Origin of the sequence: Psychrobacter sp. Arc9 (assembly GCF_041431295.1) — a bacterium.
In the GTDB taxonomy this organism is placed as follows: Bacteria; Pseudomonadota; Gammaproteobacteria; order Pseudomonadales; family Moraxellaceae; genus Psychrobacter.
The window spans coordinates 34,418-49,783 of the sequence record NZ_JASMRK010000006.1; the positions used below are offsets into that span (position 1 = coordinate 34,418).

Genomic DNA, 15,366 nt, shown 5'->3' on the forward strand with positions numbered 1-15,366 from the left:
GCTATGAAACAATTAAACCCGAGTAATTAAATTATTTAGGTTTATCATGTGAATCAACAGCTAAGCTAGCTAGCGCAGACCTATACTCTTCAATTACAGACTCCGCTGTATCGATAAAGACAGTTAAGTTTTGAATGCGTTCTTCTATATTTTCAATTTTATCTGTCTCTGCTGTCTCATCACCATAAAACCTACTTAAAAAAGATTCTGGAGAGTTAAAATCTTCAATAGACTCAATGAGTTTCACAATATCATTGTTTTTATCAGCAATATCGTTAAGGTATTTTAAGATACAGTGTGACATGACTACTTTTGATGATTTGTCGATAGCTAACAGTCTTTCTTGCCATCCTGCTTCGCTAACTTCAAGTGTGTCTTTACTATCATAGGGATTAAAAAACGAGCTAATGGGTATAACGGACTGAGGGCTTATCTTCTCTAACGTATCAATAAGAGCTTGGTTTTTCTTAAATAAACTATCTTCATCTGCTAAGCGATATCTTAATCGCCAAAACTCTAAAATTATTTCTTTAATCTCAAGTTGAATAGTTTTTGTCTCGTCTGCATTACCATATTCTCTTTCTTTATCAAAAAGTTCAGCTAAATAGTGAAGCATCCATCTTTCTAAAGTATTGGTAGAGCTTTCGAGTCCATATTCCTCTATAAGGGTCTTGCCTAACTGCTTCAGTGAGTTAATATCCATATAGTTCGCCCTTCTTAGTGATTAGATATGCTTTTTTACTATTAGGAATATACCCAAACTTCTTGTAATAATCATCGTCCTTTCCATATCTTGAATGAAGTCGATGTTCACCTGAAAATGATACTATTAAGTTCATATCTAAAGCTCTAAGAATACTGATAAGAAAATGCTTAGAAACGAGCATTTTAGTACCATGGGAATACTCTTCATTACGAGAGCGCAAACGCCCCCAACAAGACGTTCTAATAACTTCACTACCATTTTTATCAAACCAAATCTTACCAAGTGAATCACAGCTTAGGCTCATAAGTTCAATAACACTGTCAGTAGGCTTTAGACTTCTATACTCAATAGATGCTGACCAAGGGTCTTTCTCGAAAATGGTATTATCTAACCATTCAGATTCTGATATGAATGATGTTAAATTAAACGCACCGTTATCTATATTAAAATCGTCGCCTTGTTTTGGTAAACAATAATCGCTAGGGTCTGTGTAAGACTGCAACGAACGTAATAAAGCAAGAGATGTCTTGGGAGCTACTAAGCTTGAACGCATATTAAAACTTTTTTCTTTTCTATCAAACACTTCTGTCCAACTACCCCATATGGGTAGCCAATCATTATTAAAATTAAAATGTTCATCAAAGTCGCTTGATGACATACTGTACTCCCAACTTGGACTATTCTGCTCGATACCAATATGCCATTCGGTCGTTCGTTTAGGTGTAGGATCTCTATAGTTGGATAACCAAGCGCCATTCAGCGATGTAAAATCATACTTCGATAACCAATAAGAAAAGGTATACCAGTCTTGTTGAACTAAGGGTCTTTTATTTAACAGTATATCTGTCGCAATCATCAGTGAATGATAGTTTCTATAAAACTTTAAATCTTCTACCTGCGGTGCTGAGCCATGGCTATGATTTGTTGCTTGCCATTCATATATTGAAGATGAATGTCTATTATCTGGTAATTTATTCAGATTATTAAACAAGCTGTCTTTGACAAGAGATACTTCATAATAGGCATATTTGGCATGTAAACCAAAATATTCGCCAAGTGGCTCAATCCAATAAGGTCCAAAATCAATACCAAATGAATCTACTTTAGACTTATCGATATTCTGATATTCATCTAAATTAACATCTTCTTTTTCTATAACCTCAAAATTTGAAGTTCCAATCGACTTATAGGTCTCTAATTCAGTGGACGTTAGACTAAGAAGACCTTGTTCATTTAGGTTTAGAAGGATTTTAGCAGAATACAAACGGATTAAAATGTGAGGTTTATCCGGATTGATATTAGACTTAAAAAAATCAATATAAGATGCTATCGCGCTGGCGTGTTGTTCGGAAATCTTTAAAAAAGCTATGAGCAACCATTGAAGGGCAGTATAACTGTAGTAAGTAAAACGGTTGTCTATAAAGGCTTTATTAGCTTGAATGTCTATGTGGTTTACTAAAGCATCTAGTACGGGTTTTTGTTTAAGCTCTCCCAGCACTTTGACAGTATGAGCATTAAGCCAACGTGTATAAAGAAAGGGTGAGGCTAACCCTGAGACAAGATATCCTGCATAGGCTTCCTCAATAGTATCTGGAGGCATTAAATGAGCAAGCCACTCACCGTCAGATATGTCATCAGATAAATCTTGTTCTAACAAGGTTAAACCAAATTCTAATACGTCTTTTGAGTCTTCAGGATCGATGATTTTACTAATCATACTGACCATGTTGAATAGTTGGTCACTATCTAAAAGTTCAGCACTTTCTGAACGACCTAATAATACCTGTCTAAGTAACTCACTCTCTGGGAGATTAGAGATTGAACTCATTACAGTAATTAACTTTAAGTCACCATGTCGAAGACTGATGAATAGCTCTAATGCATGCCTGCGACAATATACTTTGAATTGTTCGCTAAAACATTCTCTTACGGCTTCACGTCGTTTCCATTTGTCAGGTATTGTTTTCAAAATAAAGTTTAATCTATATACCCCTATTTTAGGATCATTTAAGGTTGACTCTATATAATCGTAAACGTATGTATTGGACAGCCTATTATGAAGCTCGCTATAGTATCTATCATCTAATGAACCATATTCTTTAATACTTAGGTATCTATCTTGAGCTGATTGATAATCGTATTGACTATCTAGTTGATCATCGATAAAAACGTTGGCCCAATCTATACTCTCAACTGTAGAGCTACAATCATAACTGGAGTCTCTTGATTTCAGTTCATCAGGCTCATAGGTATCGAAAAACCGTTGTATTTCATCTATCTGTAGTAAGTAATTATCGTATAGCTTTTTAAGTATAGTTCTATTGTTTTCAGATGGATTAGGTATAACTTGATACTGATAGACTATAAGAATCACAGCCTTTTGAATTTCATTATCTAAACTATTAAATTGAATACCATCTAATATATCTTTTAAATAAGAGCCTGTTTCTAGGCAAAGTAAGGAAAGAAGTGCTAATGGTGAGATAAGCCTATGTTCTAAAAGCTTTTCTCCTATTGCATTGATTACTAATTCATCTTCTCCAAACTGTCTATCACGCCATCTACTTGCAATAGCTAAAGCTGAATTTGGATGGATATCAACGAGTGCTTTAACGGTTGCATCCCAGTTAAAATGGTCTTCATATATATATTTATGTGTGAGTTCGGAACATCTAGCGAATCTGTAGGCTAGCTCAGGTTGTCCACTATACGTTAACTCATTGGTATTAGAAGCATGATAAATTAAAGCCTCCCATCGAGAAAAATTTTCATCGCCAATTTTACTACTGACTTCTATAGCTTTATTGAAATATGACTCAGCCTGCTTGGTATCTAATGGTAATATTGCTCTTGCAACTTCTACAATTTCGTCCAGTATTTCATTTGCGTTTACTTGAGCTTCAATCGCTCTCTCGAAGTTCTGTTGGCTCAGCCCATACGCAAAGTCTTCGAGTTCAGGGTATTGACAGCATATTTTTATAAACTGATTCAAAGTTCTAGGAAGTAATTTAATCTCTCTATCGTTTAAATAATTAAATAATTCCTGTAATAACTGTTTTAAGTTTTGACTATTAGTAACGATAATTTTAAACCATGCCCATGCAATATCTTCTGCTATACTACGATTAAAGCGATATTCATCTGCTTTAGGAAGATAGGATTCATTTAAAACGATACTAAGCGACTCTTCAATATTTGAAATTGCTGACGTAGATAACAGACTATCAGCTAGTAAGTTATACCAAGGAATTAATTTTTCGATATTATTTGTAATTTCATTCAGTTCAGATGAACTGTTGGATTCCTTAATTTTTGCTTTAGTGTCTTCGTCAATAATATCTTCTATTGTTAACTCTTTGGCTCGCCACTTAGCCAATAATGCGTAAGCGGTCATGTATATGGATTTGCCATAGTGGCCACGAGTATCTTCTAGTTCATAAGGTAATCTGGTTTGCATATAACGAGATAATAGATCTGAAGCAGTTATGCCATTACAGACTCCAGATCTATAACATGCCAGCAGATAGTTCGTCATAGTATGCAAACTTACAGGTCGAGTACCGTCTTGCAATTTAATTAAAATGCCCTGACGACTTATAATTTTGAAAGATCTTAACAAATACTTATTTGGAATATCATAGTTCTGCTTTACAGCTTCGTTCACTATACCCAATATGAAATAAATATTATTGCTGGCATGCTGTAGCATAGACTTTAAATCTGACAATTTGTTATAGAGTAAAAACTCCTGAGCTACTTGAGTTGCTACTGTATAGGTTACTGACTTTGGTTTCCATTTACTCAGCCAAATTAAGCTCTGTTCAGCGCCATGTATATTGAAATGAGCAATAAATAGCCGCATAATATCTTTATCATCAACTCCCGTATGATATCTTTCATCTTCAGGTTGCTTGAACAAGCTATGAAGCCAGTCTTCTGCTATCCGAAGCTTACTTCTTGCTTCACTCATTAAATTTGCTTTATATGAAAGCAGTTGTGCTTCATAAGCAAATTTTGCACCCAACCATTTATTTTCTAAAGTGAAAATATCATTAGCGATTAACTCTTGTAACTTATTATCATCAAAAAAAACTGAAGCTAAGTCTAAATTGTCTGCTATTAAAGCATTTTGTCTGGTTTGAGCGGCACTTTCACCACCAGCCATTAACGCTAGCTTAGCAACATCAACTAATCTATTAAGCTTAATGCCTGCTTTGATTGCAAATTGAAGCCGTTGTACTTCAATGTGTCTTCTTTCTAGTGAGGAGGTTTCAGGTAGAAGTTTAGAGCTTAAGACTGCATCGAAAAGATCCTCATATTCTTCAGCCTCTAGCATTAGCTGTGGTAAAACTGAGGCGACATAATGTGAGTCGCTAACCAAAGGTTTGAGCGTAGTGATATAAGCTCCAAGTTGTTGACTGTCTTTAAGACGATACTTGTCTCTAAACCAAGTTTCTGTTGGTTCATCAATAAATTGGATATAATCATCCAGTAACCGAATGGGATGTCCACCAATATCTGCGATAAAGCTTCTGATTTGCTCTTCAGGAACCTGTGATATTTTCGCGAGTACCTCGATAGGTAGTAGAGGTCTAAGGATCGCAATAGACTCACACAGCTTGTCTATTTTGGCGCTCTCAATAAAGTTATCTTCTTTAATTTTATCGATGGCTGCTTCTAATAAATCACTTATAGTGTCTTCAATGCTTTTAGGGTTTGTACCGAAGAAGCGTAGGGTTTCTGGTAAGCTTAGCTCTTTTGCCAGTGCCAAATATTGGATACGTGGATTTCGAGATGTTAGTCTGTGAAATTCCGAAACATCTGCAGGTAATATTTGAGCATAATACTTTTCTAAATTATGCCTAGTCTCTTCAAGAGTAAAGGGGTTTAAATTAAGGATCCTAACTGCTGAAGGTGCATCAAGTAATATCAATCTGTAGGGTCTACAGAAACTAATTAATTTGACATTGTCAGGAAAAGATTCTTTGATTAAGTCTTTAATAAAAGATCTAACTTCTCCAAATTCTTCAGCTGCCATTTGAGCGTTATCAGCGGCATCAATCACAATTGAAAGGATTGCGCTAGGGCTAATGTAGTTAAGCTTCTCTGCGGCTTGCTCAATTCTTGATAAAAATGCTTTAATATAATCGGAATCTGTAGCTGAGGAGCTTGGAATCAAAGGGTGGGATAACCCTTTTGCTGCTAGTTCATTAGCTATTTGAACCAGAGCTGTCCTGTGAGTATGTCTTAAAGTTGAGGTGTTTCTATAATCCCCATCCCCAAAACAATCATAAACAATAGAGATTGAATCTTCAGGTAGGTATTCATGAATGTGAGAAGCAAAGATAGTTTTGCCTACACCACCTTCTGCTTGAATTATGAAAACATTTAAATTGTCATCAATAATCTGGCTAGTAAGTTGTTGCTCTTGCTCACGTTGAATAGGGTTCTCAACTGTCTTAATTAGATTTTTCACTGGAAACAGAGCGTCTTCATCCGTATTAAGTGTTCTTAAAACATCGATTTTATTAATAGAGTTATTATTTTGACTTTCGCTTAACGCCTTTCTCGTGATAAGCTCTTTTAAACTAATAGGGGAGTGTGCGTCAGAACCAGCGAGATAAGTTGCGGTTTCTGAAGCTAGAATATTGCGTTGTTCCCAATAATCGTCAGTAGTGATATCAAAAGTTATTAATTTACAAAAGTCAGAGAGATCTTTACCGTTTAAGCCTGTATATAGTTCAAGCTTTCTTTGATTAGTCAGATTAGTAGAGATCCCTAAAGCTACTTGTTTGATACTCTCATGAAAGCCTTCATTGATAGATCTGTTCGATACGAATATAAACTTGAGCTTAGCTTGAGCTGATTCTTTACCAATAACCTTAATAAGAGCTTTGTAGCGTTCGCTGAAACCTTCTATCGTATTTCTTAGTTTATTTGGGTTAAAAGGAGTTTCTTTACTCTTCGTCGTATGCTTTAGCTGATAATAATTTATGCTATTGGCTGTCTCGAAACTTTCTCCGCCATAATATTCAGCGACGTCAACTACATATTCTCCATCAGAAACATGCTTGTCACCTAGCTCAACAGAAGAGACCCCTTCTATCGTTATTAGCTTTAACTTTGAATCGGACTGTAGCAGTAGTAAAGCTCTTCTAGATGCCCATAAATAATGAAACTGGTCGCCATCACGGCTCATTCTTACTAAATCAGTTGAAGACATTTTAAAGAACTCTTCTTGAAGTTTTATTAGGTTAGTAATATTTACTGATGATTTCATATTGCGTCATCCCAGCATGCTGACAATAGAAAACCTCAATTGAGTTCAAAGCTTCTCTTAGTTGCCGCTGTGACACCTGAACATACTGTAAGGTAACATCATCGCTTGATTTAGCTTCACGATGATTGAGCAAGCGTTTAAGAACTGGATAGCTAATGTTTAAGCTATTGGCTACTGTTCCAAAAGTACGGCGCAGATCATGTGGTGTAATATACAGGTTTGCTTGATCGCCAATGGCCTTATAACTGCCGCTTAAATCTTTTATATGGTCATCGCTGGCTTGTAAGTCACTTGGAAATACCCATTGCTTGCCAGCACTCAATCTCCACCTTTCTTCAAGTAGAGCCTGTAGGATGTTACTAGTAGGCATATGATAATCAGAACCGTTTTTCGTATCTTTGAACACTATCCTGCCAGCCTTAAGGTCGATGTCAGACCATTTCAAAGACTGCGCTTCGTTCAAACGTACACCAGTGTACATAAAGAGTAGCATGATATCTCGTGCATTATTGCTATGAGGCGCTTGCATATGTGAGCTTCTGTCAACATAATTCAAAAGCGTTTTAAGGTACATACCTAAATATTCTTCTTCAATATGTTTGGTACGTGGCTTAACTTTATTCCAATCTTTCTTAGCGTTAAGTATGCGTACCGGTTGCTCTTTGATTAAAAAATCTTCGTCATCATCTAAAAAGCTATCACGGCAGTAATTCCAAACTGATCTTAGAGCTCTCATAGTTGCATTAGCCTGAGCTTCGCTATGCTTGCTTATCTCTTTATGTTTATCACTTATCATTGACTTAGTGATATCATTTAAAGAGATATTTAGCCAGTCACTTAGCTTATTTAATATTTGGCGATCATAAGTAGTAATAGTGCCTTCCGCTAAACTAGTCTTGGTTGATTTAAAGTAGTCATAAGCTTCTTTAAGTGTTGGCACGTTATTAGTCTTATCTTTAAGCTCTTCCAAGTTCTCATGAAGCCCGTCATAAACATGCATACCTTTTTTTATATTTGCCATCATTATACTGGCTTTTTCACGTGCTTCAGTTAAGGTAATCAAGTGCGTTTCTTCTACTTCATCTCGATATAACTTTCCATTTATACGCTTATGTAATGTATAGCGCTTTGACTGCTTGCCTACACGTAGCGCAAATCCAGTCAATACATCATCCATATAGATATCGGTACCTTTGACGGTATAGTCTATTGAATCAATAAGTTTTTTGGTAAGTTTAACCTTCATATATCACCCATGCAGCAGTACATAACCATAGTGTTAATAGTCATCATACTTTAATTACTACAAGGGTCAAAGTATCAAGATAGTATCAAGAAACTAATTACATCAATGCTTTTACATAAATTTTAGACAATAAAAAACCCTTACAAGTCAATGACTGTAAGGGTTTGAATGTGGTGGGCCCAGTAGGACTTGAACCTACGACCAAAGGATTATGAGTCCTCTGCTCTAACCAACTGAGCTATGGGCCCTAACGTTAGACGCACAATGATACCTGATTTTTTTAATTTTTCAAGTAAAAGATAGGCAGTAATCAAGATATTTTTTATTGAACCATATTTTTGTATTACAGGTAACCACCAGCTATGGTTAGACTACGGCCTCCATCCACGGTGATGATCTCTCCTGTGACATAATTTGCCTGCACAAGATACAGTACGCTATGAGCAATCTCATCAGGTTGGCCTATGCGCCTCATAGGGATAGCGTCGATGATACTTTGTTGTTGCTCGTTATCAATAGCTTGGTCGCTAGTAGGGTCAGGTAAAATGTTGACCCCAGGAGCAACCCCGTTGACCCGTACTTCTGGCGCCATCTCTAGCGCTAGCGACTGTACCATCATTCGATGCGCAGCCTTTGCCATGTTATAGACAGTATAGTGGTTAAACGGTCTATCATGTGCGTGTATGTCCAATAAACTGATAATACAGCCTTGTTGTTGCTTTAGATAAGGTAATAGGGCTTGGCTTAATAGTAAAGGGGCTTTCGCATTGGTCAAAAGCAACTCATCCCACTGTGCATCATTGATACTACCGAGCGGGCTAGGATAAAACCGTGAGGCATTATGCACCAGTACATCAAGCTGTCCAAACGCCTCTATAATACTTCCAACAAAGCTGTCTAAAGCCGCTCCATCGTTGACTATCGTTAAATCAGCAACGATAACTTTTGCACTATTAGCACGGATGTCGTTCAGATCATCAGCTAAGTCATTAGCGTCTTGTTCACTACGGTGACAATGAATGATAACGCGGTAACCTTGCCTATGAGCCGCTTTAATAATAGCTGCCCCAATGCGCCTAGCACTACCTGTGACAAGCATCACTGGCGTTTGGTTATTTATATTTTCTGCTTGGTAGGCATTAAGTTCTTGGTTCATAGCAATATTACTTTTTTCTCTAAGGTGCTTGTCTATATCATTGTTGCGCTTGCAAGTGTTCAATCCTGCTTTGGCGTAAGGCTGCACCAATAGCCGGGCCTTTAAGGTCTGGCGCAATGTCAGTCATACCGATGGCGTGAAAGCTGTTTAGTGCTAACATCATTTGGCGATGCTGTGTTGCTAGCTGTAACACATGACTGCACACTAGCAGTTGAGAGAGCTTGTCAGGCTCCTTATGCGCACCGCAGGCTTGGATTAGATCGATTTTTTCAGCCGCATTTAGACTGTTTATTGTGCTTAGTTTTTCAGCTTGCTGAGCGAATAAAATTGCGAACTGAGTATGTGCTTTTGGGACTTTGGCTTTATTACCGATAGCGTTAATATTTTTTATAGCGGTTGATACGTTAGACGTAGAATCAGAGTTTTCGCTAGTAAATAGTGATGAAGACAGGCTAGTCATTAGTAGTGCCCAACGCTGCGATAAATTTAAATGCATCTGTCCTGCAAAGTATAACGCTGTCTGCACTGTTTCTCTTATTTGAATATTGTCCCAAGCGTGATGCAAAGGCGCGAAATACTCTGCGAGTGCACCAATTTCAAACAGTTTTTGCCAGTAGACTTGCGGTGATAGTTGCATAGTTGCACGGCTTGACTCTTGCCAGATACGCTCGGCGCTTAAATGAGTCAGCTCTCCTGTATCGACCAATTGACGCATCAGCGTTAAAGTGTCATCCGCGATGGTAAAGCCCAAATCGTAGTAACGGCTATAGAAGCGTACTGTTCGAAGTACACGTAATGGGTCTTCATTAAAAGCACTGGACACATGACGCAATGTCTTACTTTTTAAGTCTTGTAGTCCGCCATAGTAGTCGATGACTTGTCCATTAATCGGGGTATCATCGGTTAAGCTGGTAACTTCGATTGCCATCGCGTTGATGGTTAAATCACGACGGCGCAAATCATCCTCTAGACTGACATCGGGACTGGCATGTACGCTAAAACCTTTGTAGCCTGAGCCTTGCTTGCGCTCTGTGCGTGCCAATGCATACTCTTCATGACTGGTCGGATGCAAAAACACAGGAAAGTCAGCGCCCACTTGTTGAAACCCTGCATCAATCATCTCTGCCACAGTAGCGCCAACGACGACGAAGTCCTTGTCCTTGATAGGACGTTTAAGCAGTCGATCGCGTACAGCACCGCCTACGAGATAAATTTGCATAGAAGCCTCTTGTTATTATCGAGCTTTATATCACTAGCTCAATTTTTATGAATCAAAAAACCAGCCAATGCTCTATAAGTTGCATTGACTGGTTTTAGTATAGCAGAAGGGCTCTGTCAATGGATGACAGAGCCCTTCTTAATATAATCAATCCTCTACAAATTTGGTAGGGTGTCAGCCTCGCTCAGTCTACTATTTGTAGTACTTTCACTCGGCTTCCTTGTATCCAAATTATATTGAACCGATACAGTGCATTCATACTGGGTATGGTATATGACTATTTTTCGTTTTCTAGGTCTTGAGCTTCAGTAACGGTCAGTGCAGTCATATTGACAATACCACGTGCTGTCGCTGATGGCGTCAAAATGTGTACCGGCTTATTAGTTCCTAATAGGATAGGGCCAACAGAAGCACTGCCAGTTGCTGTTTTGAGCAGGTTAAAAGCAATATTTGAGGCATCAAGGGTTGGCAAGATAAGCAGGTTCGCTGCACCTTTTAACGGGCTTGATGGCATATCGTTTAGACGAATATTTTCGTTAAGCGCGGCATCACCTTGCATTTCGCCTTCAAATTCAAAGTCGACATTCATATTGGTTAGTAGCTCATGAACCTTACGCATTTTGACAGCGCTGGCACGATCTGAAGCACCAAAGTTAGAATGAGACACTAGCGCAACGCGTGGCGTGATACCAAAGCGACGTAATTGATCTGTTGCCAAGACAGTCATTTCAGCCAATTGTTCAGCCGTTGGGTCTTCATGGACATAGGTATCAGCAATAAAGATATTACGATCTTGCATGAGTACCGCATTCATCGCATAGAAATCATTCATACCTTGTTTTTTGCCAATGACGCTTTCAACGTATTTTAGATGCAATTGGTAATGGCCAAAGGTACCACATACCATGCCATCTGCCGCACCGTTTTCGACCAGCAAAGAACCAATCAAAGTCGTCTTACGGCGAACATCACGACGCGCAAGCTCAATGCTTACACCGCGGCGTTTGTTCTTCTCGTAGTAGCCCTGCCAGTAGTCTTTGTAGCGAGGATCGTCATCAACGTTGACGATGGTAATATTCTCGCCAGCTTTTAGACGTAGGCCCAGTTTTTTGATATTGGCTTCGATAACTGAAGGGCGACCAACCAAAATAGGTTGTGCTAGCTTCTCATCAACGACCACTTGTACAGCAAGCAAGACGTTGTTGTCTTCACCTTCACAGTACACAATACGTTTTGGATCGGCTTTAGCACGAGCAAAGATTGGCTTCATCACAAACGCTGAGTTATAAACAAACTCAGATAGACGCTGACGATAGGCTTGCATGTCATCGATCGGTAGCGTGGCAACGCCCGAATCCATCGCTGCTTTGGCCACAGCAGATGCGATCTCAATGATTAGATTTGGTTCTAGAGGGCCTGGGATTAAGTAGTCACGACCAAAGCTCTGCATCTTTTCGATGTTTCTAGCGCTGGTAGTTGGAGTGGCTTCGACGTGTGCCATCGCAGCGATTGCTTTTACGCAGGCGACTTTCATCTCTTCGTTAACAGTGGTTGCACCAACATCTAATGCACCGCGGAAGATATACGGGAAGCATAGCGCGTTGTTTACTTGGTTTGGATAGTCTGAACGACCCGTTGCCATGATGACGTCTGGACGTACCGCATGGGCCAATTCTGGCATGATTTCAGGTGTTGGATTGGCAAGTGCAAAGACGATAGGGTCTTTTGCCATACGGCGAACCATATCTTCTGATAGTGTACCTGGCATTGATAGGCCTAGGAACATATCGACATCGTCCATGACTTCTTCGATAGAAGTAGCCGTAACATCACGAGCATAGCGTTGTTTGGTTTCATCAAGGTTTTCACGGCTAGTACTGATGATACCGCGTGAGTCTGAAACAATAATGTTGTTCTTATTAACGCCAAGCGCGCAAATAATATCTAGGCAAGAAATGGCTGCTGCGCCTGCGCCTGAACAAACAATTTTAATCTCTTCGATTTTTTTGCCAGTGATCAACAAAGCATTTAGCATGGCTGCGGCAACAATGATTGACGTACCATGTTGATCATCATGGAACACAGGAATGTTCATACGCTCACGTAGTACGCGCTCAATTTTGAAACATTCTGGTGCTTTGATGTCTTCTAGGTTGATACCACCAAAAGTAGGCTCAAGGGAGGCAACCGCTTCGATGAATTTGTCTGGATCATTTTGAGCAATTTCAATATCAAAAACGTCGATACCTGCGAACTTCTTAAATAGAACGCCTTTACCTTCCATGACTGGCTTCGATGCCAATGGACCGATATTACCCAGACCCAATACAGCAGTACCGTTAGTGATAACACCAACGAGGTTATTACGTGCCGTGTATTTAGACGCAAGTTTTGGATCTCTTTGGATCTCAAGACAAGGTACAGCAACACCTGGAGAGTAGGCGAGTGCTAAATCACGTTGGTTGGCTAGCTGCTTAGTAGGGGTTACCGAAATTTTACCTGGGCGTGGAAACTCATGGTAATGTAAGGCAGCTTGTTCAAACTGCTCTTTTTCTGTACTGAGGTTATCCGTATTCGAAGTGGTATCGTCATTCATAATAATTGCCATGGTTGGAATAAATTGGAATAAATTAAATGGTGATAAAAAACAACGTCTAACCCTCCAAAGATCATTGAATGATAATAATTGAAAGGGATAAAGACGTTAAACGACTCACGACCATCAGAATCATGGTCGACGATCAAAGATCAGGTCAAAAAAGCAAACCAGCTAAAATATTCATTCTAGCATTATTGCCAATTCACTGCCTAGTCAACAACGGTGAATTGTGCGAATAATATAATAAAATGATATTCGTTATTTATCTCGTTGATAATGCCAAAAAATGCAGTTGGATATCAACCTTAATTTCATAATATTTCAAAATATTACAGAATTGAAAGGTGTTAAGACGGGCAACTACTAAGATGAGCAACTAATAGGCATCTGCGGTGTATCAGGCGCAGGCGCACTGCTATCTAAATCATTAGCGATATCTTGCACGCTGTAAGGATTGGCTAATAAACGAAAAACTCGATCAACTTCTTCAAACTGGCCTTGCTCTGCGGCAGTAATTGCACGCTGCGCCATGCTATTACGAAGGACATAGACAGGATTGGTGGTTGTCATGTCGTTAACTACCTGTTCAAGTGGCAGCTGCTCGATCTGCGCCAGATAACGTGCTGACCAGTCTTGCCATACTTGCTGCGCATCATCGCTTAATTCAGTGGTCATGGTAGTCAGTAGCTTTTGCTCATAAGGATAATCTGCTGGTGCGACCAAACCGAGTAGGGCGCGGAAGCTATTGGTATAGTCGAGCAAGTTGTCTTCTAATAGTGTCAACCATTCAAAGGCTAAGCTGAGACTTTCTCTTTGATGCGGTAAGCCAAGCTTGCGGCACAGACCTTGCTGATAATGCTGCATAAAGGTTGCTTCGTAAGGCGCTAGGCAGTCAGCAAGAGTCTCACGAGTAACGCCTTCTAGGCGCATAAAGTGTGGCAGCCAAACGTTTAGATTCCAATGCCCAATAGCAGGCTGATTCTGATAAGCGTAACGACCCGTATGGTCAGAATGATTATTAATCCATGCAGGATTGAAGCGCTCCATAAAGCCAAACGGCCCGAAGTCCAAAGTACTGCCCGTGATAGATAAGTTATCTGTATTCATCACACCATGAGCAAAGCCAATCAATTGCCAATCAGCAATCATACGGGCCGTACGCTCGACCACTGCGGTCAAAAAAGCTAAGACAGGCGCTTCGCTATCACGGCACTCTGGATAATAAGTGTCAATCATATAGTCGGTGAACTCACCCAGTACATCAGGGGCGAAGCTGGCAATCCACTCGACATGACCGAGACGAATATGACTATCAGCCACACGCATCAACGCTGCACCTGCTTCGATACGCTCACGGCGCACTCTCGTATCAGATACCACAAACCCCAATGCGTTAGATGAGGGGATGCCAAGCTGGGTCAATGCATGACCGCACAGGTATTCGCGAATAGTACTACGTAAGACTGCTCGTCCATCACCCATGCGTGAGTAGGGCGTCAAGCCAGCGCCTTTGAGGTGCAAGTCTTGTGGCTGTCCATCATTATCGAGTACCTGTGCCATGAGCAAACCGCGTCCGTCGCCCAATTGCCCAGCCCACTGTCCAAACTGGTGACCAGCATAGGCCATCGATAATGGTTTGAAATCAGCTGGCACGTATTGACCGCCCAATATCTCAACCCAATTGGTCATCAGATCCTCATCGTCGGCCCAGCCCAACTGCTGTGCAACTTGACTATTGAAGTGACCGGCACGAGGATTGTCTAGTGGTGTCGGTGGCTGCTCATGATAAAGGCGCGTGTCTAGGTTGACGTAAGTGTTTTGATAACGCATACAGGCCGTTTCCATTAAATTATAAAAGTGAGAATGTCACTATAGCATAGCTCTCATATGGCATCGTTGCACTCTGTCCGTCTCTTGTAATATCTGACCAAAAAATAAAATTATCTGTCTTTAAGTAATTGAATGTGATGAATGTGATTGTTATTGCTTTTAGGTTGGAGCTGGCAATGGTTCAGCCAATGTACTTGACCATCTATTATGATAATAAGGTCATTAGAAGTAGCTGTAGTGACATAAGCGACAAATTATAAGCAAAAAAATCCCCCTATCTAGTACGGATAGGGGGATGGAGAAGCTTCAAAATTATAAAACAAATCAGAG

The 15,366-nt window shown here is 39.7% G+C and carries 7 protein-coding genes and 1 tRNA gene; all 8 read right to left on the bottom strand.

From position 1 onward, the window contains the following. Positions 1–31: 31 nt before the first annotated feature. Entirely contained in the window at positions 32–703 is a 672-nt protein-coding gene (locus tag QO187_RS04895; protein ID WP_367110067.1) for a hypothetical protein, read from the bottom strand. After that, the gene (locus QO187_RS04900) at positions 693–6,986 is read right to left on the bottom strand and encodes a hypothetical protein (RefSeq protein WP_371547655.1); all 6,294 of its coding nucleotides are present in this window, start codon (positions 6,984–6,986) and stop codon (positions 693–695) included. Before QO187_RS04900 ends, QO187_RS04895 begins: the two co-directional genes overlap by 11 nt. Further along, entirely contained in the window at positions 6,961–8,163 is a 1,203-nt protein-coding gene (locus tag QO187_RS04905) for a tyrosine-type recombinase/integrase (RefSeq protein WP_371547657.1), read from the bottom strand. The genes QO187_RS04900 and QO187_RS04905 overlap by 26 nt, the downstream gene beginning before the upstream one ends. Before the next feature lie 240 nt (positions 8,164–8,403). Then, positions 8,404–8,480 (bottom strand) — tRNA-Ile (locus QO187_RS04910). A 95-nt stretch (positions 8,481–8,575) separates the two neighbouring features. After that, positions 8,576–9,388 carry a pteridine reductase gene (locus tag QO187_RS04915; RefSeq protein WP_102094502.1) on the bottom strand — a complete coding sequence of 271 codons (813 nt, stop codon included), beginning with the start codon at positions 9,386–9,388 and terminating at the stop codon, positions 8,576–8,578. 37 nt (positions 9,389–9,425) lie between these two features. Then, a complete protein-coding gene (locus QO187_RS04920) occupies positions 9,426–10,607 on the bottom strand; it encodes a tRNA nucleotidyltransferase (protein ID WP_102078007.1) in 1,182 nt (393 codons plus the stop codon). A 277-nt stretch (positions 10,608–10,884) separates the two neighbouring features. Next, positions 10,885–13,203 (bottom strand): NADP-dependent malic enzyme, encoded by a 2,319-nt coding sequence (locus QO187_RS04925; RefSeq protein ID WP_102094503.1) that lies wholly within the window; start codon positions 13,201–13,203, stop codon positions 10,885–10,887. A 366-nt stretch (positions 13,204–13,569) separates the two neighbouring features. Continuing rightward, entirely contained in the window at positions 13,570–15,036 is a 1,467-nt protein-coding gene (locus QO187_RS04930) for a YdiU family protein (RefSeq protein WP_102078005.1), read from the bottom strand. Positions 15,037–15,366: the final 330 nt, after the last annotated feature.

Coding starts and splice junctions, on each gene's coding strand:
- QO187_RS04925 (WP_102094503.1), bottom strand. CDS start 13,203: ATGAATGACGATACCACTTCGAATACGGATAACCTCAGTACAGAAAAA.
- QO187_RS04930 (WP_102078005.1), bottom strand. CDS start 15,036: ATGCGTTATCAAAACACTTACGTCAACCTAGACACGCGCCTTTATCAT.
- QO187_RS04905 (WP_371547657.1), bottom strand. CDS start 8,163: ATGGATGATGTATTGACTGGATTTGCGCTACGTGTAGGCAAGCAGTCA.
- QO187_RS04900 (WP_371547655.1), bottom strand. CDS start 6,986: ATGAAATCATCAGTAAATATTACTAACCTAATAAAACTTCAAGAAGAG.
- QO187_RS04895 (WP_367110067.1), bottom strand. CDS start 703: ATGGATATTAACTCACTGAAGCAGTTAGGCAAGACCCTTATAGAGGAA.
- QO187_RS04915 (WP_102094502.1), bottom strand. CDS start 9,388: ATGAACCAAGAACTTAATGCCTACCAAGCAGAAAATATAAATAACCAA.
- QO187_RS04920 (WP_102078007.1), bottom strand. CDS start 10,607: ATGCAAATTTATCTCGTAGGCGGTGCTGTACGCGATCGACTGCTTAAA.